Origin of the sequence: Streptomyces sp. NPDC019937 (genome assembly GCF_040631655.1) — a bacterium.
In the GTDB taxonomy this organism is placed as follows: Bacteria; Actinomycetota; Actinomycetes; order Streptomycetales; family Streptomycetaceae; genus Streptomyces.
Genome location: NZ_JBEYAL010000054.1, coordinates 25,755 through 48,508, shown reverse-complemented (window position 1 = coordinate 48,508; position 22,754 = coordinate 25,755). Strand labels below are relative to the sequence as shown.

24 protein-coding genes and 7 tRNA genes are annotated in these 22,754 nt (G+C 71.3%); 21 read left to right on the top strand and 10 right to left on the bottom strand.

Annotation, left to right across the window (positions count from 1 at the left end; translation table 11 throughout):
- Positions 1–1,095: serine/threonine-protein kinase (locus tag ABZ562_RS36680; RefSeq protein WP_361488465.1), on the bottom strand; the 1,095-nt coding region annotated here is incomplete at its 3' end.
- Positions 1,096–1,367: 272 nt separating this feature from the next.
- On the opposite strand from ABZ562_RS36680, the gene ABZ562_RS36675 reads away from it, so the two are divergent.
- Together ABZ562_RS36675 and ABZ562_RS36670 are read left to right on the top strand one after the other, a co-directional pair.
- On the top strand, positions 1,368–1,604 hold the full coding sequence (locus tag ABZ562_RS36675) for a hypothetical protein (protein WP_055557600.1): 237 nt from the start codon (positions 1,368–1,370) through the stop codon (positions 1,602–1,604).
- A gap of 274 nt (positions 1,605–1,878) precedes the next feature.
- On the top strand, positions 1,879–2,085 hold the full coding sequence (locus ABZ562_RS36670) for a hypothetical protein (RefSeq protein ID WP_361488464.1): 207 nt from the start codon (positions 1,879–1,881) through the stop codon (positions 2,083–2,085).
- A 196-nt stretch (positions 2,086–2,281) separates the two neighbouring features.
- Here the strand turns inward: ABZ562_RS36670 and ABZ562_RS36665 are convergent.
- The 5 genes from ABZ562_RS36665 to ABZ562_RS36645 form a co-directional block, all read right to left on the bottom strand.
- Positions 2,282–2,353, bottom strand: a tRNA-Val gene (locus ABZ562_RS36665).
- A gap of 11 nt (positions 2,354–2,364) precedes the next feature.
- Positions 2,365–2,436, bottom strand: a tRNA-Val gene (locus ABZ562_RS36660).
- A gap of 50 nt (positions 2,437–2,486) precedes the next feature.
- A tRNA-Val gene (locus ABZ562_RS36655) sits at positions 2,487–2,558 on the bottom strand.
- A gap of 1 nt (position 2,559) precedes the next feature.
- Positions 2,560–2,630 (bottom strand) — tRNA-Cys (locus tag ABZ562_RS36650).
- 28 nt (positions 2,631–2,658) lie between these two features.
- Positions 2,659–2,731 (bottom strand) — tRNA-Gly (locus tag ABZ562_RS36645).
- Between the two features lie 158 nt (positions 2,732–2,889).
- On the opposite strand from ABZ562_RS36645, the gene ABZ562_RS36640 reads away from it, so the two are divergent.
- From ABZ562_RS36640 to ABZ562_RS36630, 3 genes are all read left to right on the top strand, one after another.
- Positions 2,890–3,948, top strand: a complete 1,059-nt coding sequence (locus ABZ562_RS36640) for a chorismate-binding protein (protein ID WP_361488461.1) — start codon at positions 2,890–2,892, stop codon at positions 3,946–3,948.
- A complete protein-coding gene (locus ABZ562_RS36635) occupies positions 3,945–4,766 on the top strand; it encodes an aminodeoxychorismate lyase (protein WP_361488458.1) in 822 nt (273 codons plus the stop codon). The genes ABZ562_RS36640 and ABZ562_RS36635 overlap by 4 nt, the downstream gene beginning before the upstream one ends.
- A gap of 84 nt (positions 4,767–4,850) precedes the next feature.
- Positions 4,851–5,696, top strand: coding sequence for a GNAT family N-acetyltransferase (locus tag ABZ562_RS36630; protein WP_361488456.1), 846 nt, complete (start codon positions 4,851–4,853; stop codon positions 5,694–5,696).
- On the opposite strand, the gene ABZ562_RS36625 is transcribed toward ABZ562_RS36630, so the two are convergent.
- A complete protein-coding gene (locus ABZ562_RS36625; protein ID WP_361488453.1) occupies positions 5,693–6,217 on the bottom strand; it encodes a DsbA family protein in 525 nt (174 codons plus the stop codon). The two genes, ABZ562_RS36630 and ABZ562_RS36625, sit on opposite strands and share 4 nt — an antisense overlap.
- Before the next feature lie 134 nt (positions 6,218–6,351).
- Between ABZ562_RS36625 and ABZ562_RS36620 the strand changes: the two genes are divergently transcribed.
- Both ABZ562_RS36620 and ABZ562_RS36615 read left to right on the top strand, forming a co-directional pair.
- Positions 6,352–6,867 (top strand): hypothetical protein, encoded by a 516-nt coding sequence (locus ABZ562_RS36620; RefSeq protein WP_361488450.1) that lies wholly within the window; start codon positions 6,352–6,354, stop codon positions 6,865–6,867.
- A 54-nt stretch (positions 6,868–6,921) separates the two neighbouring features.
- On the top strand, positions 6,922–7,107 hold the full coding sequence (locus ABZ562_RS36615; RefSeq protein ID WP_361488470.1) for a hypothetical protein: 186 nt from the start codon (positions 6,922–6,924) through the stop codon (positions 7,105–7,107).
- Between the two features lie 23 nt (positions 7,108–7,130).
- Here ABZ562_RS36615 and ABZ562_RS36610 read toward each other — a convergent pair whose 3' ends face one another.
- Positions 7,131–7,694: a CGNR zinc finger domain-containing protein gene (locus tag ABZ562_RS36610; protein WP_361488447.1), complete on the bottom strand. Its 564-nt coding sequence runs from the start codon at positions 7,692–7,694 to the stop codon at positions 7,131–7,133.
- A gap of 336 nt (positions 7,695–8,030) precedes the next feature.
- Positions 8,031–8,444 (bottom strand): SsgA family sporulation/cell division regulator, encoded by a 414-nt coding sequence (locus ABZ562_RS36605; RefSeq protein WP_003959770.1) that lies wholly within the window; start codon positions 8,442–8,444, stop codon positions 8,031–8,033.
- Between the two features lie 190 nt (positions 8,445–8,634).
- Here ABZ562_RS36605 and ABZ562_RS36600 point away from each other — a divergent pair, with 190 nt between their 5' ends.
- The 10 genes from ABZ562_RS36600 to ABZ562_RS36555 all read left to right on the top strand — a co-directional run bounded on the left by ABZ562_RS36600 (position 8,635) and on the right by ABZ562_RS36555 (position 17,246).
- Positions 8,635–9,090 carry a TIGR02611 family protein gene (locus ABZ562_RS36600; RefSeq protein ID WP_361488445.1) on the top strand — a complete coding sequence of 152 codons (456 nt, stop codon included), beginning with the start codon at positions 8,635–8,637 and terminating at the stop codon, positions 9,088–9,090.
- Between the two features lie 52 nt (positions 9,091–9,142).
- Positions 9,143–9,214, top strand: a tRNA-Val gene (locus ABZ562_RS36595).
- Positions 9,215–9,427: 213 nt separating this feature from the next.
- Positions 9,428–10,711, top strand: coding sequence for a sugar ABC transporter substrate-binding protein (locus tag ABZ562_RS36590; RefSeq protein WP_361488442.1), 1,284 nt, complete (start codon positions 9,428–9,430; stop codon positions 10,709–10,711).
- Positions 10,712–10,722: 11 nt separating this feature from the next.
- Complete coding sequence (locus ABZ562_RS36585; protein ID WP_361488440.1) at positions 10,723–11,736, top strand: sugar ABC transporter permease; 1,014 nt, start codon at positions 10,723–10,725, stop codon at positions 11,734–11,736.
- Positions 11,737–11,753: 17 nt separating this feature from the next.
- Complete coding sequence (locus ABZ562_RS36580) at positions 11,754–12,620, top strand: carbohydrate ABC transporter permease (RefSeq protein WP_361488468.1); 867 nt, start codon at positions 11,754–11,756, stop codon at positions 12,618–12,620.
- A 10-nt stretch (positions 12,621–12,630) separates the two neighbouring features.
- The gene (locus ABZ562_RS36575; protein WP_361488437.1) at positions 12,631–13,224 is read left to right on the top strand and encodes a hypothetical protein; all 594 of its coding nucleotides are present in this window, start codon (positions 12,631–12,633) and stop codon (positions 13,222–13,224) included.
- Between the two features lie 100 nt (positions 13,225–13,324).
- Positions 13,325–16,081, top strand: a complete 2,757-nt coding sequence (locus ABZ562_RS36570; protein WP_361488435.1) for a Tat pathway signal sequence domain protein — start codon at positions 13,325–13,327, stop codon at positions 16,079–16,081.
- A 40-nt stretch (positions 16,082–16,121) separates the two neighbouring features.
- Positions 16,122–16,589, top strand: a complete 468-nt coding sequence (locus ABZ562_RS36565) for an SRPBCC family protein (protein ID WP_361488432.1) — start codon at positions 16,122–16,124, stop codon at positions 16,587–16,589.
- A gap of 66 nt (positions 16,590–16,655) precedes the next feature.
- Positions 16,656–16,727, top strand: a tRNA-Val gene (locus ABZ562_RS36560).
- Positions 16,728–16,844: 117 nt separating this feature from the next.
- Positions 16,845–17,246, top strand: coding sequence for a VOC family protein (locus tag ABZ562_RS36555; protein WP_361488429.1), 402 nt, complete (start codon positions 16,845–16,847; stop codon positions 17,244–17,246).
- A gap of 24 nt (positions 17,247–17,270) precedes the next feature.
- On the opposite strand, the gene ABZ562_RS36550 is transcribed toward ABZ562_RS36555, so the two are convergent.
- Positions 17,271–17,996: a 3'-5' exonuclease gene (locus ABZ562_RS36550; RefSeq protein ID WP_361488426.1), complete on the bottom strand. Its 726-nt coding sequence runs from the start codon at positions 17,994–17,996 to the stop codon at positions 17,271–17,273.
- Between the two features lie 162 nt (positions 17,997–18,158).
- On the opposite strand from ABZ562_RS36550, the gene ABZ562_RS36545 reads away from it, so the two are divergent.
- The 4 genes from ABZ562_RS36545 to ABZ562_RS36530 all read left to right on the top strand — a co-directional run bounded on the left by ABZ562_RS36545 (position 18,159) and on the right by ABZ562_RS36530 (position 22,686).
- Positions 18,159–18,737, top strand: a complete 579-nt coding sequence (locus ABZ562_RS36545; protein WP_361488424.1) for a DUF4365 domain-containing protein — start codon at positions 18,159–18,161, stop codon at positions 18,735–18,737.
- Complete coding sequence (locus tag ABZ562_RS36540; protein WP_361488421.1) at positions 18,737–19,930, top strand: hypothetical protein; 1,194 nt, start codon at positions 18,737–18,739, stop codon at positions 19,928–19,930. Before ABZ562_RS36545 ends, ABZ562_RS36540 begins: the two co-directional genes overlap by 1 nt.
- A gap of 130 nt (positions 19,931–20,060) precedes the next feature.
- Complete coding sequence (gene thrS / locus ABZ562_RS36535; protein WP_361488419.1) at positions 20,061–22,040, top strand: threonine--tRNA ligase; 1,980 nt, start codon at positions 20,061–20,063, stop codon at positions 22,038–22,040.
- 85 nt (positions 22,041–22,125) lie between these two features.
- A complete protein-coding gene (locus tag ABZ562_RS36530; RefSeq protein WP_361488416.1) occupies positions 22,126–22,686 on the top strand; it encodes an HIT domain-containing protein in 561 nt (186 codons plus the stop codon).
- Positions 22,687–22,754 lie beyond the last annotated feature (68 nt).

The following is a 22,754-nucleotide window of genomic DNA, read 5'->3' as shown; positions in this document are numbered from 1 at the left end:
CGCCGCCCCCGCGCCGGACGGCGCGGACCGCGGCGACGACGCCCGCGGCGCCGCCGCGCCCCGGGGCGGCGTACCCCGGGAGGGCGTACCCCGGGAGGGCGTGCCGCGGGGCGGCGTGCCCGGCCCCGGTCGGCGTTCCGTGTGCTGGTCCGCGTACGCGTCGGCCCGCCGCCCCACAGGACGCCCGTCCGGGGCATGCCCGTGGGACGGCCCGTGGCCATGGGACGGGCCGTGGCCGTGGGACGGCCCGTGCGCAGGGGGCGCCCCGTGCCCGTGGGCCTCCCGCGCCGCGATCTCCTTGAGCCGCAGCGACAGCTGCAGCGTCGTCGGCCGGTCCTCTGGATCCTTCGCGAGGCACGCGTGCAGCAGGGGGGCCAGCGCGTCCGGCACCCCGAGCAGCTGCGGCTCCTCGTGCACGACGCGGTACAGCATCACCTCGGAACTCCCGTGCCCGAACGGCGAATCCGCCGTGGAGGCGTACGCGAGCGTGGCGCCCAGCGCGAAGACGTCGGTCGCCGGGGTGACGGCCGCGCCGCGCACCTGCTCGGGCGCGAGGAAGCCGGGGGAGCCGACGGCCGTACCGACGTGGGTCAGCGTGCTGGCGCCGGTGGCCCAGGCGATGCCGAAGTCGATGATGCGGGGGCCCTTGGGGGAGAGCAGGATGTTGGACGGCTTGAGGTCGCGGTGGACGACCCCCGCCTCGTGCACCGCCAACAGCCCCTCGGCCAGCGCGGACCCGATGGACGCGACGTGCGCGGCCGGCAGCGGGCCCTCCTCGTTGACCTTGTCGTGCAGGGAGGGGCCGGGCACGTACTGGGTGGCGAACCAGGGCCGGTCGGCCTCCAGGTCCGCGGCCACCAGCCGCGCCGTACAGCCGCCGCGGATCCGCCGCGCGGCGGACACCTCGCGGGCGAACCGCGACCGGAACTCCCGGTCCTCCGCCAGATCCGGCCGGATGACCTTCAGCGCCACCCGCTGCCCGCGCCGGTCGGACCCGAGGTAGACGACCCCCATACCGCCCGCGCCGAGCCGCCGGTGAAGCCGGAAGGAGCCGACGACACGCGGGTCCTCGCGCCGGAGCCGCATCATCGCCATGTCCGTCCCCTACCTCCGGTGGGGAGCCCTTCCCTTACCCCTTGGTGGGGAGCCCCATCCGCTGCCGTCTGCTGCCGGTCCACTGCCGTCCGTCTGACGTGCACAGCTTACGGATTGACGGCCCCGCGCGCTGAGAGGCCGCGCATGCGTCGGCCTATGGATTGTCAGTGGTGCCTGGGATCCTGGAGAAGTGGGCCGGAATCGTGGCAATCCGTGCCCCGGTGTGCGCGTGCGTGATCTCAAAAGACCGTCTCAGAAGGGGGATTGAGGCCGTGAAGGGTGATCGTGTGGAGATAGTGGTGGACGCGGGCGACACGACGCGTACGTACGAAGTGGTGGCCGGGAGGGCGGGGCGGCGCGTCGAGACGGCGGTGCGGCGCGGGGTGGTGGAAGTGAGCGAAGTCACCCGAAACGGGTCCGTGGTGCGGACGGCCCGCTTCATGGCGAACCGGGTCCTGGCGCTGGTGGAGCAGCCGGTGCCGCGGGGCGCGGACGGGGACCGTGAGTAGGGGCCGCCCACCGGCCGGTCCACCCCTGGGAGTCCCCCGGAAGGACCCGCTCCGGCGGACCCCTCAGGGAAGACCCCAAGTCCCGGGCGGATTTCTCCACCCAGGGGAGTACGAGGCCCGGCCCGGCGTCATCCTCCGGGAGGCCCGGCAAGCGGTACGAGGGCATGACGCCGCGCACCGGGCCGCGCGCCTAATGTTGAGGTCAAGCGGCGGGCGCAGCACTCGTCCCCCGAGGTCAGACGCTCGCCGCTGCAGATGTGACGGAGGAAGGACGATGGCGGACACGGTGGGACGTACGGTCGTCAGGGCACGCGGCCGTCGCGCGCTTGACGCGTTCGGCAGCCCGCAGGCCGGCACTCGCCATCCCCTGGTCGCGGTGGCCATGGTGCTGCCGTTGGCCGTCCTGCTGAGCATCGCGTTCGGCGGCTGGGAAGCCGTCGTCACACAGGCGTCGTCCGTGGCGGGAATGCTGGGGCGCTGAGCGCCCCAGGTCCGGGAGAGCGGCCCGGGCCGGGGACTTCCGGCCATCAGCCCCGTGGGGACGGGGGTGCGGCGGACGGCACGAGGCCCGGACAGCTGGGGAGCTGTCCGGGCTCGCGCCGTTATTGGACAGAGCCGTGAACAGGACACACGACGAAGGGCCGGAGCTTCACGCTCCGGCCCTTCGCCGATCGGTGTGGACGATACTGGGATTGAACCAGTGACCTCTTCCGTGTCAGGGAAGCGCTCTCCCGCTGAGCTAATCGTCCCGGGGACTGCGTGCGCGATACTGGGATTGAACCAGTGACCTCTTCCGTGTCAGGGAAGCGCTCTCCCGCTGAGCTAATCGCGCGGGTGTGGGGCCCGCGAGGACCCCAGGGGTGGGACCACAGGGGTCCCGAGTGGACGATACTGGGATTGAACCAGTGACCTCTTCCGTGTCAGGGAAGCGCTCTCCCGCTGAGCTAATCGTCCGAGGTGGAGACGGGATTTGAACCCGTGTAGACGGCTTTGCAGGCCGTTGCCTCGCCTCTCGGCCACTCCACCAGACGCGGGGGCGTGAACCCCCACTCCGAGCGGACGACGAGATTCGAACTCGCGACCCTCACCTTGGCAAGGTGATGCTCTACCAACTGAGCCACGTCCGCAGGTGTCGTTTCCCGGGGCGCTTCCGCGTCCCGGCGACGTGTTGAACTCTAGCGGATTCCGGAGCCAGCTCAAATTCCGTTTCCGCAGCGTGCTGCCCTGCTCGCCCGCCGCGGTCCCTCCCACGACCCCCGTGACCAGGCGCCATAGACTCGCAAGCGTGCACGACCCGCCCCCTCTCGCCCGCTTCGGCGGCCTGCTCGCCACCGACCTCCGCGATGTGACCAGCGATCCCTCGGCTCTCGACACCGAGGGTTTCTGGGCTGTTATCGCGGACTTCGAGGGGCGTGTGGTCTGCGCCCGCTTCGGTGACGTACGCCCCGAACCCGCTCCCGAGGCGGCGCCGGGCGCCTGGCGCGGGCCCCGGCCCACCGACTGGACGTCCTCGCTGGACCGGGCCGGGTACACCGAGGGCGTTCGCCGCGTCCGCGACCGCATCGCGGCGGGGGAGGTCTACCAGGCCAATCTGTGCCGGGTGCTCTCCGCGCCGCTGCCCGACCCGCACGCGGCGGACGTGGACGCGCTGACGGCCCTGCTGGCCCGCGGCAACCCCGCCCCGTACGCGGGCACCGTGCGGCTTCCCGGACACGGGGTGGAGGTCGCCACGGCCTCGCCCGAGCTGTTTCTGCGCCGCTCCGGCCGGACCGTGGAGTCCGGGCCGATCAAGGGCACCGGGCGCCGGGCGGAGGACCTGCTGGAGAAGGACCACGCCGAGAACGTGATGATCGTGGACCTGGTCCGCAACGACCTGGGGCGGGTCTGCGCCACCGGCTCGGTGACCGTCCCCGCGCTCTGCGCGGTCGAGCCGCACCCCGGCCTGGTGCACCTGGTCTCCACGGTGCGCGGCGAGCTGGCGCCGGGGGCGGGCTGGGCGGAGCTGTTCGCGGCGGCCTTTCCGCCCGGGTCGGTGACGGGGGCGCCCAAGTCCAGCGCCCTGCGCCTCATCGGGGAGCTGGAGACCGCGCCCCGTGGCCCGTACTGCGGCGGCATCGGCTGGGTGGACGCGGACCGCGGCACCGGCGAGCTGGCCGTGGGGATACGGACCTTCTGGATCGACCGGCCGTCCCCCGGCGCCGCCGTGCTGCGGTTCGGCACCGGAGCCGGGATCACCTGGGGTTCCGACCCGGACCGCGAGTGGGACGAAACCGAACTCAAGGCGGCGCGACTGCTCGCGGTAGCGTCGGAGGTACAACAGCCGACGGGAAGGACCATGCGGTGACGATCTGGCTCGACGGATCCCTGCGCGAAGCCGACAGCGCCCAGGTGTCGGTCTTCGACCACGGGCTGACGGTCGGCGACGGCGTCTTCGAGACGGTCAAGGCGGTGGACGGCCGCGCCTTCGCGCTCACCCGCCATCTCCACCGGCTGGCCCGCTCCGCGCACGGCCTGGGCCTGCCGGAACCGGACCTCGACGAGGTGCGGCGGGCCTGCGAGGCGGTCCTCGCCGACAACCCCATGCCGCTGGGGCGGCTGCGGATCACGTACACCGGAGGGGTCTCACCGCTGGGCTCCGACCGGGGCACGGCGGGCCCCACGCTCGTCGTCGCGCTCGTCGAGACCCACCGCCGGGCGGACACCACCTCCGTGGTCACCGTCCCCTGGACCCGCAACGAGCGCGGCGCGCTGACCGGCCTCAAGACCACCTCGTACGGCGAGAACGTGGTCGCGCTCGCCCGCGCCCGGGAACGCGACGCCACCGAGGCCCTGTTCGCCAACACCGTCGGCGGGCTCTGCGAGGGCACCGGCTCCAACGTCTTCGTCGTCCTCGACGGCGAACTCCACACCCCGCCGCTCGCCTCCGGCTGCCTCGCGGGCATCACCCGCGCCCTCGTCCTGGAGTGGGTGGGGGCCCGGGAGACCGAGCTGCCGTTCGACGTCCTGGAGCGGGCCGACGAGGTCTTCCTGACCTCCACCACCCGGGACGTACAGGCCGTACGGCAGGTGGACGACCGGATCGTGCCCGGCACGCCCGGACCGGTCACCGCCAAGGCCATGCGGATCTTCACCGAGCGGGCGGCCGCCGACATCGACCCGTGACGGGCACCGGCGCGGGCAAGCGGAACGGAAACCTTCCGCCGTAAACCTGGTGACGTGCGCCCCGGCGCCCGGTACAACACCATCGTGACCACCACCCTGCGGCCCACCACGCCCGAGCGGCACACCGACGACGGCGGGCGCGCGCGCTCGTACGAGGTGTGCGTCAACGGCCGTCCCGTCGGCGCCGTGCGGCTCACCACCGACGCCCGGCTGGGCCCGTCCGTCGGGCGGATCGAGCACCTCCACATCGACGTCGCCGACCGCCACCGCGGCCGCGGCACGGTCGCCGCGCTCGCCGCCGAGGAGGTGCTGCGCCGCTGGAACTGCTCCCGGCTGGTGGTGAGCGTCCCCGCCCAGGCGGCGACCGCCCTCGGGCTGGCGGCCGCGCTCGGCTACCGCGAGCGCGGCCGCAGAATGATCAAACCGCTGACGGAGCCGCCCGAGCTGCCCCCGGGCGCCGCGCTACGGGCCATGGCGGAGGCGGACTACCCGGCCTGGCACGCGCGGGCGCGCGCCCGGTACGCCCGCAACGTGCTGGACAGCGGGCTGGCCCCGGAACAGGCCGAGGCCAAGGCGGACACCGACTACGCGACGCTGCTGCCGCACGGCCCCGCCACCCCCGGCACCGTGCTGCGGGTCCTCGCCCACGACGGCACGGACGTGGGCACCCTCTGGGTCGCGCTGCGCGCCGGGGAGCCGGACGCGCAGGAGCGGGGCGAGGCGTACGTCTACTCCGTCGAGGTCGCCGAGGAGCACCGAGGGCGCGGCCACGGCCGCACCCTGATGCTGGCCGCCGAGCGCGACAGCCTGGCCGCCGGGGCACGCAGCCTCGGCCTGCACGTCTTCGGCGGCAACATCCCGGCGCTGCGGCTGTACGAGTCGCTGGGCTACGCGGTGGTGGAATACAACCTCATCAAGCAGCTGCTCTAGCCGCCGCTCTCGGCGCGGTCGGCCAGCAGCCGGGCCGCGATCTCCTCGATCCGCTCCCGCAGCCCCTCCTGGCTCTTCCCGCCGTCCAGCCGCTCGCCGCCGATCACATACGTCGGGGTGCCGGTCACTCCGATCGCCTTGCCCTCGGCCTGGTCCGCGTCGACGATCAGGATGTGCCGCCCGTCGATCAGCGCGGTGTCCATCTCCTCGGCGTCCAGGCCGACTTCGCGCGCCACGTCGACCAGCAGCAGCTCACCCCGGGCGCCCAGCTCGTCGGTGCGCTCCAGCACGGCTTCGACGTAACGCCAGCCCCGCCCCTGCGCGACGGCCTCCTCGGCGGCCTGCGCCGCCGCGTGGGCGTGCCGGTGGCGCTCCAGCGGGAAGTGCCGCAGCCGGATCTCCAGGGCGTCGCCGAAGCGCTCGCGCAGGGCGCGCACATCCGTCAGCGCGGTACGGCAGTCGGGGCACTGGAGTTCGCACCACACGTCGAGTACGGGTCGGGCGGGATCGGTGTCGCTCATGGGGCCAGTCTTCCAGCCCCCACGGGCTCCTCCGAACCCGGAGATGACCCTGATCCCGGGCCCCGGCTGTGGCCCTTGCCGGCCGGCGGGGTGCACGATGGGCATATCGCGCATCCCATCGGCGGGAGGAACCGATGCTGACCGACACGATCTGCGCGGCGCTGTCCGCGGCCGGTCTGGGCATCGCCGGTCTGACCGCGTACCGCAAGCGTTTCCGGGCCGCGGTCCGGATAGCGGCCTACGCGCTGCTGCCGGTGGGCCTGGCCATGACCGGGATCCTGGACTGGCTGTCCGGCCTGGTCTTCAACCCGACCGTATGGGCGGGCTTCGGCGTGCTGGGGCTGTCCTGGCTGCTGTTCATGGTGAGCCGGGCGGCCGAGCGCCGGTCCGGCGGCACCCGTGAGGAGCGGCGCGCGGCGGCCGCCGCGGAGCGGGGCGGGACACCGGTCCCCGGGTCCCCGGACCTCGCCCTGGGGCCCGGTCGCGGGGCCACCGGAGCGAAGGCGGCGGGTAAGCGGAAGCCCACGGCCGGAAGCGCCGGGAGCGGCCCCGGCGCATCCGGCGCATCAGGAGGCTCCGGCAGCTCTGGCAGCTCTGGTCCAGAAGATTTCTCAGACATCGAGGCCATTCTCAAAAAGCACGGGATCTGACAAGCTCCCGATCAAAAAACGCTCGCTGGTCGCAGCGGCGGTTCTGGCTGCGCCATGATCTCCCGCGAGATGCTGCAACCACCCGGGGAGCAATCCCCTATCGAAAGACCCCCTGTTCCACCGAGCGACGAGCCGCGCGGCTGCCTGTTCGCCCTGTCCCAGCCGCCGCTGATGCTTTTCCTCGCCTTCATAGGCATGCTGCTCTTCGGCACCGCGCTCCATGACCTCTACCGGTGGTGACGCGACCCGCGGCCCGCGCGACGTCAGCTCGCGGCTTCTTTGCGCCGCGCGCGATACGCGGCGACATGCAGGCGGTTTCCGCAGGTGCGGCTGTCGCAGTAGCGCCGGGATCGGTTGCGCGAGAGGTCCACGAAGGCGAACCGGCAGTCCGGGGCCTCACAGCGCCGCAGCCGCTCGTGTTCGCCCGCCACCACGAGGAACGCCAGGGCCATGCCGCCGTCGGCCGCGAGATGGTCGGCCAGGGACGCTCCCGGGGCGAAGTAGTGCACATGCCAGTCGTAGCCGTCGTGGTCGGTCAGCCGGGGGGTCGTCCCGGCGGCCGCGATCATGGTGTTGAGCAGTTCGGCGGTGTGCCGGGTGCCGCTGCCGGCCGTGGCGAAGACCTCGGCGAACCGGGCCCGTACGGCCCGTACGGCGGCCAGGTCGCGCTCACCGAGCGTGCCGATGTCGCTGACGGCGTTGCGCTCGACGAACCGGCGCAGCGCGGCGACGTCCGCGAGGCGGTCCTCGCCCCCGTCCCCGGGCGCGGTGTTCACCAGGTCGACGACCGCGTCGAGCGCGCACCGGGTGTCGTGGTTGATCAGCACGATTGGCTCCCTGGCCCGCTGGGTCGGCGGTGCTCCTCGACTGCCCCTCGAATGCGCTCGACTCTAGCGGCGCCGGACGCGGAGCGTGACACGACGGCCTCAGCTCCGGAGCGTGACACGGCGGTGCCGCCGCCGCGGACGGTGCCACGGCGGCGGCACCGCCGCCTGCCTCTGCCACTTTGTGGGATGTCACTGCTTCGGGATGTCACTGCCGTGATGTCGTGCCGTGATGTCGTGCCCGGGATGTCACTGCCGGGATGTTCACTACCGGAATCTCGCGTCCTGGCTCGCGCCGTCTCCCCGAGTCGGACGGTCGCGCTCAGCTCTCGTCGGGTCTCAGCTCTCCGCCAGGATGTGCGAGAGCTCTGTGTCGAGGTCGAAATGGCGGTGTTCGGTGCCGGGTGGCACAGCGGCGTCGGTCCGCTTCAGGAACGACTCCAGGGCCCGCGCCGGGGCCTCGAGCAGAGCCTCCCCCTCCGGGGAGCTCAGGGCGATGCAGACGACGCCCTGGCCGTGGCTACGGGATGGCCACACTCTGACGTCGCCGGTGCCGGTGGGCCGGTGCAGGCCCTCGGCGAGAAGGTCGCGGGCGAAAACCCATTCGACCGTCTCTTCGGCTCCGGTGTGGAAGGTGGCGTGCACGGCGTAAGGGTCGGCCGTGTCATACCGCAGTCCCGCGGGTACAGGCAGTGAGGACTCGCTCGACACAACGAGGCGCAGGTGCAGCTCGCAGCTGACCGTGGTGTTCATAAGCGCCAAGGCCTTTCGCTCAGTGTGCGCTCGGGGATTCGCACGTCGGCGAAATCGACATGCCACCTACGGTGCCGTTGTAAACCCCTCTGACCGTTTTGCGGGTCTTCCGATAGCTCAAGCGGCCGAGCCACGGGCCCGCCGGTGCCGCCATTACAGTGACTTCGGCCGATCGGGTAGGTTGGGTCACATGAATGCGGAGAGTGACGAGCGACCCGCGGGTGCCGTGCCACCGGCGCCCGAGGTCGCGACGGGGGACGGTGCGTCGGAGGAGCCGGTTTTCGGGTCCCGGGCGCCGCAGTTCATCAAGCGGTCGCGCACCCTGCACCTGAGCTGGCAGGTCGGGGTCTTCATCGTGGGTCTCGCGGTCGTGGTCGGCGGCATCATCATGCTGCCGCTGCCCGGCCCCGGATGGCTGGTGATCTTCGGCGGGATGGCGATCTGGGCGACCGAGTTCGTCTGGGCGCAACTGGTGCTGCGCTGGACCAAGCGCAAGGTCACCGAGGCGGCCCATCGCGCCCTGGATCCGAAGGTGCGCAAGCGGAACATCATCCTGACCTCGATCGGCGTGGTGATCTGCGCTGTGGCCGTGACGGTGTACGTGTGGAAGTTCGGCCTGGTCATGCCCTGGAAGATCAAGGAGTGACCGTGATGGTCATGAGCACGGTCCGGCATACGCTAATGTTGGCCGTGCGCCCGGGCGATTAGCTCAGCGGGAGAGCGCTTCGTTCACACCGAAGAGGTCACTGGTTCGAACCCAGTATCGCCCACCCCGGACCGAGGGCCCGGAGGCTTCCTGCCTCCGGGCCCTCGGCGTTTTCGCCGCTCGCGCCGCCGTCGCCGAAGCGCTTCCGCATCGATCCTGTCCGAACCGTTGACGTACGCGACGCCGATCCCTAACTTGGCCCGGCAAGCGCTTACCTAAAACGTTTCAAGCTTGGTTCTGGGGCAGTCGGACAGACCTGCCCGGGAGGGGCGGTGTCATGCGTGCTCGGGGATGGACGACCAGGGCGAGAGGGCTTCGGGGGGCCGCGGCGGGGGTGGTCGCGCTGGGGCTGCTGGCCACCGGCTGTGGTGGCGGCGGCGGCAGCTCGTCCGGCGGGAAGGTGACCATCCGTTACGCCTGGTGGGGTGCCAAGGACCGGTCCGTCATGATCAAGAAGACGGTGCGGCTCTTCGAGAAGGCGCACCCGAACATCATCGTGAAGACGGACTTCGCCGAATACGCCGACTTCTGGAGCAAGTTCAACACCCAGGCCGCCGGCGGCAACGCACCGGACGTCTTTCAGAACTCGTACGCCTTTCTGCGCAAGTACGGTGAGAAGAATCTTCTCCTCGATCTCAACAAGCAGGTCAAGGAGGGCAATCTCCATCTGAAGGGTTTTCGGAACGGCCTGGAGAAATCCGGGGACATCGACGGAAAGCTCTATGGCGTGCCGGTCGGCGCCAATACCTTCGGCTTCTTCTACAACCCGGCCGCCTTCAAGAAGGCGGGAATCACCGTCAAGGACGGATGGACCTGGGACGATTTCTTCGCCGCCGCCAAGAAGGTGAAGAAGTCCGACGGCACGCTCTATGGTGCCAGCGACAACGCCGGTGTGATGTACCTGTACGACCTGTACCTGCGTCAGCACGGCAAGGCGTTCTTCACCGAGGACAAGAAGCTCGGCTTCACCAAGGACGACCTCAAGCAGTGGTGGAACACCTGGCAGCAGCACGCCAAGGCCGGTGAGCTGGTGCCGGGCAAGAAGACCGAACAGGCCAAGCCCAAGGCGACGATCAGCGCCGACCTGTCGGCCGCCGAGTTCACCTGGGACAACTTCATGGTCCGCTTCGCGGCCGAGACCAAGACCCCCCTCGAACTCGGGCCGCTGCCGACCACGGACGGCAAGAAGACCGGCCAGTACCTCTCCTCGCTGATGCTCAGCGGCTCCGCCCGCACCCAGCACCCCAAGGAAGTCGCCCAGCTCATCGACTTCATGACGCACGACCCCGAGGTCGGCAAGATCATGGGCTACAACCGCGGCATCCCGGCGACCACCGCCCAGTACGAGGCGTACAAGCCCACCGGCGTCGATGCCAAGATCGCCGCGTATGAGAAGAGCGTGGCCGACAAGCTGGAGCCGATCACTCCGCATCCGGCCGGCACCGATGTCGCCGAGGCCGCCTTCCTGCGCACCTACGCCGATGTCGCGGTGGGCCAGAGCTCGGTGGACAAGGCCGTGGACCAGTTCTTCGACGAGGCGGAATCCGCGCTCGGCTCGTGAGGAGAGCTTCCGTGACACGAACCACGACGCGCGCGGCGGCCGAGGGGGCGGAGCGCCCGGCCGCCCCGCCCCGCCCCGGGGCCGCCAAGGGCCCCGCCCCGGATGCCGCGGGCGCGGCGGCCGGGCGGCGGTCCGGCCGCCGGGAGACCCTGGCGGGCTATCTCTTCCTGACGCCCTGGTGCATCGGGATGCTGCTGCTCACCCTCGGCCCGATGCTGGTCTCGCTCTACCTGGCGTTCACCGACTACAACCTCTTCGACTCGCCCCGCTGGGTCGGGTTCAAGAACTTCCAGGAGATGTTCGAGGACGACCGGTGGTGGACGTCGGTCGAGGTGACGCTGAAGTACGTCCTCATCGGCACCCCGCTGAAGCTGCTGGCCGCGCTCGGCGTGGCGCTGTTGCTGGTCAAGCCGCGCAAGGGGCAGGGCTTCTACCGTTCGGCGTTCTACGCGCCCTCGCTCATCGGCGCGAGCGTGAGCATCGGCATCGTCTGGCGGGCGATCTTCAACGACGACGCGATCGTCGACAAGTCGATGAGTCTGTTCGGCTGGGACGTCGGCGGCTGGATCGGGGACCCGGACTGGGCTCTGCCCACGCTGATCACCCTGACCGTCTGGCAGTTCGGCGCCCCCATGGTGATCTTCCTCGCCGGGCTGAAGCAGGTGCCGCGCGAGCTGTACGAGGCGGCCGAGATGGACGGCGCGGGGGCGTGGCGGCGGTTCCGCTCCATCACCCTGCCGATGATCTCCCCGGTGCTCTTCTTCAACCTGCTGCTGGAACTCATCCACTCCTTCCAGGTCTTCACCTCGGCCGTCGTGCTCGCGGGCTCCGGCACCAACACCGGCGGCCCGGGCGACTCGCTGCTGGTCTACGGCTGGTACCTGTACGAGCAGGGCTTCCGGAACCTGCGCATGGGCTACGCCGCCGCGATGGCCTGGATGCTGATGCTCGGCATCGGTCTGGTGACCGCGGTGCTGTTCAAGACCCAGCGCGGCTGGGTGCACTACGAGGAGGACGCCCGGTGACCACTCCCTCGACCTCCCTGACGGGCGCGGACTCCCTGACCAAGGCGGGGCGGGCGCGGATCCGTTCGGTGGCCTGGCACGTGGGCGCGCTCGCCGTGCTGGCCGTGATCCTCTATCCCGTGGTGTGGGTGATCGGCGGTTCGTTCAAGCCCGGCGACGAGATCATCGGGAGTCTTCAGCTGCTGCCCACCGATCCGATCACCGAGAACTACCGGAGGCTCGGCGACGGCATCGCGGACGTCCCCGTCTCCAGCTTCTTCACCAACTCGCTGTTCCTGGCGGTCGGTTCGGTGATCGGGGTGCTGTTCTCGTGCTCGCTGGCGGCGTACGCCTTCGCCAGGATCCGGTTCGCCGGGCGGAACGTGCTGTTCACGCTCATGATCTCCACCCTGCTGCTGCCCTTCCAGGTGTTGATCATTCCGCAGTACATCCTGTTCCAGAAGATGGAGCTGATCAACACCTATGTCCCGCTGCTGCTCGGCAAGTACCTGGCGGCGGACGCCTTCTTCGTCTTCCTGATGGTGCAGTTCATGCGGGGGCTGCCCCGCGAGCTGGACGAGGCGGCGCGGCTGGACGGCTGCGGTCACTTCCGCATCTACTGGAGCATCGTGCTGCCGCTGTGCCGCCCGGCGCTGATCACCAGCGCGATCTTCACCTTCATCTGGTCCTGGAACGACTTCATCGGCCCGCTGCTGTATCTCAACGAGCCCGACAAGTACACGGTCTCGATGGGGCTCAAGCTCTTCATCGACCAGGACAGCGTCGCCGACTACGGAGGCATGGTCGCCATGTCGCTGGTGGCCCTGCTGCCGGTGCTGCTGTTCTTCCTCGCCTTCCAGCGCTATCTGGTCGAGGGCGCCTCGACCTCCGGGCTGAAGGGCTGAGGGGCCCGCCATGGAGCGAGCGATACGGAGGCCGGAGCGGCCCGCGCGGCGGCTGGTGCGCTTCTCGCTGTTCGCCGAGTGCCTGCTGACCGGGGTCTGGGTGGTGCTCGCCGCGCTGCCGCTCCTCACCCTGCTCCCGTCGTTCGCCGCCGGATGCGCGCATCTGCGCCGCCACCTGGACGGCGAGCGCTCCACGCTGCGGGACTTCGTCTCCGGCGTGCGGGAGGCCACCCGCGGCGGCTGGCGGTTCTCCCTGCTGTGGTGGGCGGCGCTCGCGCTGCTCGCCTTCGATCTGCGGGTGGCCCGCACCGGAGCCCTGCCGGGCGGGCCCGCCCTGATCGCCGTGAGCGTGGCGGGCACGCTCGCGGTGATCGTCCTGGGGCTGCGGACGGCCGCCGCGTGGCGGCCGGGCGACGGCTGGGCCGCGGTGGCCCGTACCGCCGTACGCCGTGGCCTGGCCGCCGACCCCGGCGGCTCGCTGCTGCTGGCCGGCGGCCTTGCGGTGGTCACCGTCGCCGCCTGGCAGCTGCTGCCGCTGGCCGCCCCGGCGGTGGGCGCCCTCGCGGCCTGCGCGGTCGCGGTCGAGCGCCGCGCCCGCGTCTGACCCGGCGGCGTCAGGCCCGTCGTCGCCCGCCATACCCCCGCTCATGTCATGCACCTGCCCCCGTAGCCCTCGTAGCCCCCGTACGAAAGGTGAGAGCGACATGCCCCCGATCCCCCGGCGCAACCTCCTCAAGGCCGCGGCCGCCACCGGCGCCGCCGTTCCGTTCTCCTGGATGCTCGCGCGGAACGCCCCGCAGGCGGCCGCCGCCGACCGGGCCGCCGAGGAGAAAGCCGCCGACGAACCCGTGAAGATCAGCTGGCTGGAGGAGGGCGGTCTCGGCGCCGCCGCCGGCAGCACCTTCGGCGTCCCCTGGCCCAAGGGCGCCCACCCCGCCGACCGGACGTTCGCGCTCACCACGGCCGACGGCAAGGACGTCCCCCTGCAGACCTGGGCCACCGCCTACTGGCCCGACGGCTCGCTCAAGTGGACCGCGCACGCGGCGGGGGAGGGGCTGGGCGACGGCACCGCCTACCGGCTCAGCCCCGGTGAGCCCGCCGCACCCGCCAAGAAGGTCACCGTCACCGAGAAGGGCGGCAGGATCACCGTCGACACCGGCGTGATCAAGGCCGTGATCGGCAAGGACGGTGAGAAGCTCGTACGCTCCGTCACCCGCGGCACCACCGAGATCGCCCGCGACGGCCGCCTCGTCCTGCTCCGTCAGGGCGACATCGACGACGGCGACCACGGCAGCGCCAAGTGGGACCGGTTCGACGGCGAGATCAGCGCCGCCAAGGTCGAGCAGAAGGGCCCCGTCCGCGCCGTCGTCCGCATCGACGGCAAGCACCGCAAGGGCGGCCGCAGCTGGCTTCCCTTCAGCGTCCGCCTCTACTTCTACGCGGGCGCCGACTCGTTCCGCATGGTGCACACCATCACCTTCGACGGCGATCAGAACAAAGACTTCATCCGCGGCCTCGGCGTCCGCTTCTCGGTCCCCATGCGCGACGAGGCGTACGACCGCCACATCCGCATCGCGGGCGAGGGCAAGGGATTCCTCACCGAGGCCGTCAAGGGCATCACCGGACTGCGCCGCGACCCCGGCGCGAGCGTCCGCAAGGCCCAGTTCAAGGGCGAGAAGCTGGCCGACCCCGCCACCTGGGACCAGCGGGTCACCAGCCGGCTGCACCTCATCCCCACCTGGGGCGACTACACCCTGGCCCAGCTCTCCGCCGACGGCTTCACCCTGCGCAAGCGCACCAAGCCGGGCCACGGCTGGATCGCCGCGGGCGGCGGCGGCCGGGCGTCCGGCTTCGGCTATGTCGGCGGGGTCAGCGGCGGGCTCTCCTTCGGACTGCGCGACTTCTGGGAGAAGTTCCCCGCCCAGCTCGACATCCGCGGCGCGGCGGGCGACGAGGCCGAGGTCACCCTGTGGCTGTGGTCGCCCGAGGCCCAGCCCATGGACCTGCGCTTCTACCACGACGGCCTGGGCCAGGACACCTACGCCGAGCAGTTGGAGGGCCTCAACATCACGTATGAGGACTACGAGCCGAAGTTCGGCACCCCGTACGGCATCGCCCGCACCAGCGAGCTGACCTTCTGGGCCAACGCCGCCACCCCGAGCGCCGACACCCTCGTCCAGCAGGCCGCCGCCCTGCGCACCCCGCCGCAACTCGTCGCAGGACCCGCCGACCTGGTCCGCGCCAAGGTCTTCGGCGGCCTGTTCGCGCCCGTCGACCGCTCCACCGCCGCCAAGGCGAAGATCGAGGACCGTCTCGACTTCCTCTTCACCTACCACAAGGGCCAGGTCGAACAGCGCCGCTGGTACGGGTTCTGGGACTACGGCGACATCATGCACACCTACGACGAGGACCGGCACCAGTGGCGGTACGACGTCGGCGGCTACGCCTGGGACAACTCCGAACTCTCGCCCGACCTGTGGCTCTGGCTCGCGTATCTGCGCTCCGGGCGCGCCGACATCTACCGCTTCGCAGAGGCCATGACCCGGCACACCGGCGAGGTCGACGCCTACCACCTGGGCAAATGGACCGGCCTCGGCACCCGCCACGGCGTCCAGCACTTCGCCGACAGCGCCAAGCAGCAGCGCATCTCCACCGCCCTCTACCGCCGCTACCTCTACTTCCTCACCGCCGACGAGCGGATCGGCGACATCATGCACGCCCTCGTCGACTCCGACGAGTCCTTCCTCGTCCTCGACCCGCAGCGCAAGGTCCGCCCCGACCCCGACTACAAGCCCGACCGGCATGCCCTGTCCATCGGCTTCGGCACCGACTGGAGCGGACTGGCCGGGGCCTGGCTCACCGAATGGGAACGGCGCGGCCCGCAGGCCGAGAAGGCCGAGGCCCGGCTGCGCAGCACCATGGAGACCATCGCCGCCCAGACCAACGGCTTCGTCCAGGGCGCCGCGCTGTACGACCTCGACACCGGCAAGTACGCCATCGACGACAAGCCCAAGGTCAGCGTCTCCCACCTGTCCGCCGTCTTCGGCCTGGTCGAGGTGTGCGCCGAGGTCATCGACCTGATCGACCTGCCGGAGTTCAAGGAGGCCTGGCTCGACTACTGCCGCTACTTCAACGCCACCAAGGCCGAGCAGAAGGCCCGCTACGGCACCGACTTCGGCTCGCTGATCCTGGTCCAGGGCCACTCACGGCTCGACGCCTACGCCGCCGTACAGCTGAAGGACGAGAAGCTGGCCGCCCGCGCCTGGCAGAAGTTCACCGAGTTCCACGAAGGTGACGGCTACCCGGATGCCTCCGTCAGCTGGAAGACGACCAAGGTCGAAGGCCCGGGCGCGCTGGTGCCCGGCGTCGAGGCGCCCTGGGTGAGCACCAACGCCACCGCGCAGTACGGTCTCGCCGCCATCCAGAACCTGGCGCTGATCGGGGACAAGCTGCCCGGGTAGCCGCCGCCGTCTTCCGTCCTGCTGCCGCACACTGAGGGACATGGACTGGTGCCACTACCGCTTCCACAGCCGATGGGACCTCGACGCGCCGCCCGCCGCCGTCTTCGCGGCGCTGGCGGACGGCGACGGCTACCCGCGGTGGTGGCGCCAGGTCCGTGAGGTGCGGCGCGTCGACGATCGCACCGGCACCGCCCGCTTCCGCTCCCTCGTCCCGTACGACCTGCGCCTCACCATCACCGAGGCGCACCGGGACCCGGACCGCGGCACGCTGCGGGTCCTCTTCTCCGGCGACCTGGAGGGCTGGGCCCGCTGGACGGTCACCGCGCGCGGCGCGGGCACCCGCGCCCTGTTCGAGCAGGACGTCGTGGCGCGCAAACCGCTGCTGCGGCGCTTCGCGGTGCTCGGGCGGCCGCTGTTCCGCGCCAACCACGCCCTGATGATGCGCGCCGGGCGCCGGGGACTGCGGTCCCACTTGCTCACCCGGAGGCCCGGCCGGAATCCGGTTTGAACCACACCTCGCCCGACCTGTATTGTTCAGGTCGTTCCACCGGGGCAGACCCCGGAAGAACAACCCGGGCGATTAGCTCAGTGGGAGAGCGCTTCGTTCACACCGAAGAGGTCACTGGTTCGAACCCAGTATCGCCCACCCTTCCGGGGCCGGGCCGCCAGCAGGCGGTCCGGCCCCGGCGTTTTCCGGGCGTGTCACCGCCGGACAGGGGTACCCGACCCGCGTCCACATCGCGGATGAATCGGAGGGGAGCCCATGGCCGTCGCCACCACAGCCGTCCTGTCCCTGGACTGCGCCGAGCCCGAACAGCTGGCCGAGTTCTACGCCACCGTGTTCGGTGCCGAGATCACGCCGGTGACCAGTCTCGACCGGATCGACATCGTCGCCCCCGGCGGGACGCGCATGTCCTTCCTCCGCGACCACGGGTACGCCCCGCCGAGCTGGCCCCGGCCGGACGACTCCCAGCAGGCCCACCTGGAACTCCTGGTCGACGACATGGACGCCGCCGAACGCCAGGTCGTCGACCTGGGGGCGCGGCCGCTGGACACCAAGGACAACGGCGGCCCGAACGACGTCCGCCTCTACTCCGACCCCGCCGGGCACCCGTTCCGGCTGAGGCTCGCCACGCCTCCGGAAGAGGTCATCCGGGGACAGTAGGCGCTCGGGACTACGTCGGAGGGGCTACGCCGCCGCCGGAAGGTCCGGCCGCAGCGGCCAGGCCGGGTCGCAGACCTCGTCCGAGCCGTTGAGCGCGAACCAGGCCTGCAGGCCGCGCGCCTGCGCCGCGTACCAGATTGTCTGGCGGGCGTGCAGCTCACTGGGCGTCAGCTTCTCCAGCCGTGCCGAGAAGCGGCGGCCCACCGCCCGGACGACCTCCAGGGAGGCCATCGCGTCCGCCGCCGCGTCATGCGCGCCCGTCAGCTCGACGCCGTAGTGCGCGCACAGATCGGTGAGCGTGCGGCGCCCCTTCCGGTAGCGGTCCAGATGCTTGTCCAGCACCCGGGGGTCGAGGACGCACAGCGAACGCAGCGACAGATAGGTCGCCAGGGTGGCGTTGCGATGCCGCTTCAACTCGCGGTCCAGCAGCGTCAGATCGAACGGCGCGTTCATCACCACCACCGGGGTGCCCCGCGCCGTCTGCTCGGCGAGCGCCCGCGCCACCTCGTCCATCACCGGCGCGGGCCACCGCCCGTGCCGCTGCAGATGCGTGTCGGTCAGCCCGTGTATCTCGGTCGCGGCCGGCGGCACCGGTATGCCCGGGCTCACCAGCCAGCGCCGCACCTCCGGCAGCACTCCGGCACCCCGCTGGACGACGAGAGCGGCCGACACGATCCGGTCGTGCTCGACGTCGATCCCGGTCGTCTCCGTGTCGAACGCGGCGAGCGGCCCCTCGAACCAGGACGACATGGCCTCAACTCCTCGTGCATACGTACCCCATGGCCTCCGGATCCCGCCCCGACCTGGTGATACCCGGAGGGAGGTGCCCGAACCACCCCTGTTTGCAGGGCATCTGACGGAGAGACAACACAGGTGTACGGACACCGGCGACGACCGGAAGGCGTCACGCACATGGCGCTCGCGCAGCCCGAACCGGCCCCGTCGGCGAGCGGTCTGCTGTCCGAGCGGACCGCGCCCCCGCGCGGCCACATCGCCACCACCGCCTGCATGGAGACGCTGCAGGTCGGCTATCTGCACGCGGTCGCGGCCGCCGCGGGCTGCTCGCTCGCGCAGCCCTTCCCGGACCACGGCATCGACTGGCACGTCAGCCACAGCGCGCCCGGCCACGCCGTGGACGACGAGGTGACGATCAAGGTGCAGCTCAAGGCCACGTACCAGCTGGCACCGCATCCGCCCGGCCCGACCTTCGGCTTCACCCTCGACAACGACCATCTGGTCAAGCTCGCCCGCAGCCCGGTCTCGGTGCACAAGATCCTGGTGGTGATGATCGTGCCGCGTGAGCGGGACGACTGGATACGGGCCGGCCACGACCGTCTGGCACTGCGGCACTGCTGCTACTGGACCAACCTGGCGGGCCACCCGGTGACGGGCCGCCGCCGGACCACCGTGCGGATCCCGACCTCGCGGATCTTCGACGACCGCGCGCTCTGCGAGATCATGACCCGGGTCGGGGCGGGAGGGAGACCCTGATGCACCGCGACCGCAGCCCGGCACCACCCCCCGTCGCGTCCGTGCCCCGCCCCGGCGAGGTGGACCCCGCCGTCCTCGGCGCGCTCCTCGCGCGGCACGGCTGGCGCCGCCGCGGCGGCGCCCGGGGGCGGTACGCCCGCTGGACGCCCCCGGGCGAGCTGCCGGGCACCAGCCTGCTGGTGCCCGAGAGCCGCGACTTCCCCGACAGCGTCGACCTCCTCGGCGAGGCGCTGCTCGCCCTGGCCCGCAGCGCCGCGCCCTCCGCCCGCGAGGTGCTCACCGGCCTCGCCGTGCCCAGCGACGAGATCCGCTGGTGGCGCGAGGTGCCCGAGGCCCGGGGCGGCGCCGCCGCCTGGCCCGCGCAGGAGCGGCTGCGCGCCGCCGCCCGGGCCACCCTGCTGGCCGGGGCGCTCGCCGCCCGGGCCAGGGCCGGGTACTACGGGGCGCGGCACCGCCGGGCGGCCGAGGCGTCCCTGGAGCGGGTGCTGACCGGCCCCGCGGACGCCGTGACCGGCGGCCACCAGCTGACCGTCTTCGTGCCCGTCGAGGACGGCCGGGCCACCACCGCCACCCTGCTGCGCGCCCTGTACGCGCTGCGCGACGCCGTCGACTACCAGCGGGCCACCGGCGGCATGGAGGCGTTCGACGCGGCCGTGGCGGCGGGGGTGAGCCGCGAGCTGACCGAGGCCGTCGTCATGCTCGTCCAGGGCACCGAGGGCGCTCGTATGGCGCTGGAGTGGTCACCGGCCGCCGGTCCGCCGCCGGGGTTCTCCACCCGGCCCGAACCCGTCGAGTTCACACCCGGCGACCTGCCGGGGCTGCGCGAGGCCGGGGCCCGCTACGTACGGGACGAGCCGTCCGTGCCCGTGCGGGTCACCGGCGCCGTGGTGCGTCTGGGCCGCGCCGGACCGGGCGGCCCCGGGACGGTGCGGCTGCGGGTCCTGGCCGGGGCGGAGGTGGCCCGGCTGCGGATCGTGCTGGACGAGGACGACTACCGGATCGCGGGCCACGCCCATCTGGTCGGGCTGCCGATCCGGGTGAGCGGGCGGCTGGAGAGCCGGGGCGGCTTCCGGCGGCTGAGCGGCGCCGGTGGCGTCGCCCCGGTGCGGGTGGACGACGCGGAGCGGGACCGGCTGCTCAAGTCGCTCCACGAGAACCTCGACTTCTTCGAGGAGGCGTGCGGCGAGGACTGAGCGCGCCGGGGCGGAGCCCTGTCGCCGGGCTGGCGCGGATAACCGTTTCGCGGTCGGGCCGGTCGGCTCGGTACGATTCTCGCTGCGCGGCATTCGCCGCGGGTAGTGATCCTTCAGTCAGGAGAGACCGGTGTCAGACGTCCGTGTGATCATCCAACGCGATTCCGAGCGGGAAGAGCGCGTGGTGACGACGGGCACTACGGCGGCCGACCTCTTCGCCGGCGACCGCTCGATCGTCGCCGCGCGCGTGGCCGGGCAGCTGAAGGACCTGGCGTACGAGCCCGCCGACGGCGAAGAGATCGAGCCGGTGGAGATCACCAGCCAGGACGGTCTGGACATCCTGCGCCACTCGACCGCGCATGTGATGGCGCAGGCCGTGCAGGAGCTGTTCCCGGAGGCCAAGCTCGGCATCGGCCCGCCGATCAAGGACGGCTTCTACTACGACTTCGACGTCGAGACCCCGTTCCAGCCGGACGATCTCAAGCGCATCGAGAAGAAGATGCAGGAGATCCAGAAGAGGGGCCAGAAGTTCTCGCGCCGTGCGGTCACCGATGAGGCCGCCCGCGAGGAGCTGGCCGCCGAGCCGTACAAGCTGGAGCTGATCGGGCTCAAGGGGTCGGCCGCGGACGCCGCCGAGGGGGCCTCCGCCGAGGTCGGCGCGGGCGAGCTGACCATCTACGACAACCTCGACGCGAAGTCCGGCGAGCTGTGCTGGAAGGACCTCTGCCGTGGTCCGCACCTGCCGACCACCCGGAACATCCCGGCCTTCAAGCTGATGCGCAGCGCCGCCGCGTACTGGCGGGGGAGCGAGAAGAACCCGCAGCTCCAGCGGATCTACGGCACCGCCTGGCCGACCAAGGACGAGCTGAAGGCGTACCTGGACTTCCTGGCGGAGGCCGAGAAGCGCGACCACCGCAAGCTGGGCGCCGAGCTGGACCTGTTCTCCTTCCCGGACGAGCTGGGCTCGGGCCTGGCGGTCTTCCACCCGCGTGGTGGCGTGATCCGCAAGGAGATGGAGGAGTACTCGCGGAAGCGGCACGAGGAGTCGGGGTACGAGTTCGTCAACACCCCGCACATCACCAAGGCCAAGCTCTTCGAGACCTCGGGCCACCTGCCGCACTACATGGACGGCATGTTCCCGCCCATGGAGTTCGAGGGCCAGGACTACTACCTCAAGGCCATGAACTGCCCGATGCACAACCTGATCTTCAGGGCGCGCGGGCGGTCCTACCGTGAGCTGCCGCTGCGGCTGTTCGAGTTCGGCACGGTCTACCGGTACGAGAAGTCCGGCGTCGTCCACGGCCTGACCCGGGCCCGGGGCTTCACCCAGGACGACTCGCACATCTACTGCACCAAGGAGCAGATGCCGGATGAGCTGGACTCGCTGCTCACCTTCGTGCTGGACCTGCTTCGCGACTACGGCCTGAGCGACTTCTACCTGGAGCTGTCCACCCGCGACGACTCGGACAAGTTCATCGGTGGGCCGGAGCAGTGGGAAGAGGCCACGGAGGAGCTGCGCAAGGCCGCCGAGAAGCAGGGCCTTGAGCTGGTCATGGACCCGGGCGGCGCGGCCTTCTACGGGCCGAAGATCTCGGTCCAGGCGCGGGACGCGATCGGCCGTACCTGGCAGATGTCGACCATCCAGGTCGACTTCAACCAGCCGGAGCGCTTCAACCTGGAGTACACCGCCGCGGACGGCTCGCGCCAGCAGCCGGTCATGATCCACCGGGCGCTGTTCGGCTCGATCGAGCGGTTCTTCGCGGTCCTGCTGGAGCACTACGCGGGCGCCTTCCCGGCGTGGCTCGCCCCGGTCCAGGCGGTCGGCATCCCGATCGGCGACGGCCATGTGCCGTACCTGGAGGAGTTCGCCGCCCAGGCGCGGGCGAAGGGCCTGCGGGTGGAGGTCGACTCGTCCTCGGACCGGATGCAGAAGAAGATCAGGAACGCCCAGAAGTCCAAGGTCCCGTTCATGGTCATCGCCGGTGACGAGGACGTGGCGGCCGGGGCGGTCAGCTTCCGCTACCGCGACGGCTCGCAGAAGAACGGCATCCCGGTCGACGAGGCGATCGCCGAGATCGTCGACGCCGTGGAGCGCCGGATCCAGGTGTGACACGGTCCCCGCTCGGGCGGGGAGGTAACGAGGGGCGGTCCATCCGGGCCGCCCCTCGCCGCATACTCCGCCGCCCGGGACGAATATGCTGGCCCGCATGACGAGTGAGCCGGAGCAGCAGATCGGAGTGGGAACGCCGGACGCGTTCCAGCGCCTGTGGACGCCCCACCGGATGGCGTACATCCAGGGCGAGAACAAGCCCACCGGCCCGGGGGCGGGCGATGGCTGTCCGTTCTGCTCCATCCCGGACAAGTCCGACGAGGACGGCTTGATCATCGCCCGGGGGGAGCGCGTCTACGCCGTGCTCAACCTGTACCCGTACACCGGTGGCCACCTCATGATCGTCCCGTTCCGGCACCTCGCCGACTACACCGAGCTGGACGCCGAGGAAACGATGGAGCTGGCGGAGTTCACCAAGACCGCCATGACCACGCTGCGCACCGCCTCGGGCGCGCACGGCTTCAACATCGGGCTCAACCAGGGCACCGTCGCCGGGGCCGGGATCGCCGCCCATCTGCACCAGCATGTGGTGCCGCGCTGGGGCGGCGACAGCAACTTCATGCCGGTCATCGGCCGCACCAAGGTGCTGCCGCAACTCCTCGCCGACACCCGCCGGTTGCTCGCCGACGCCTGGCCGAAGGGCTGAGCGGCGGCGCCTCCCGCAGCACCGGGTACGACAGGGGCGTGGCCCCCGGCAGATCGCCGGGGGCCACG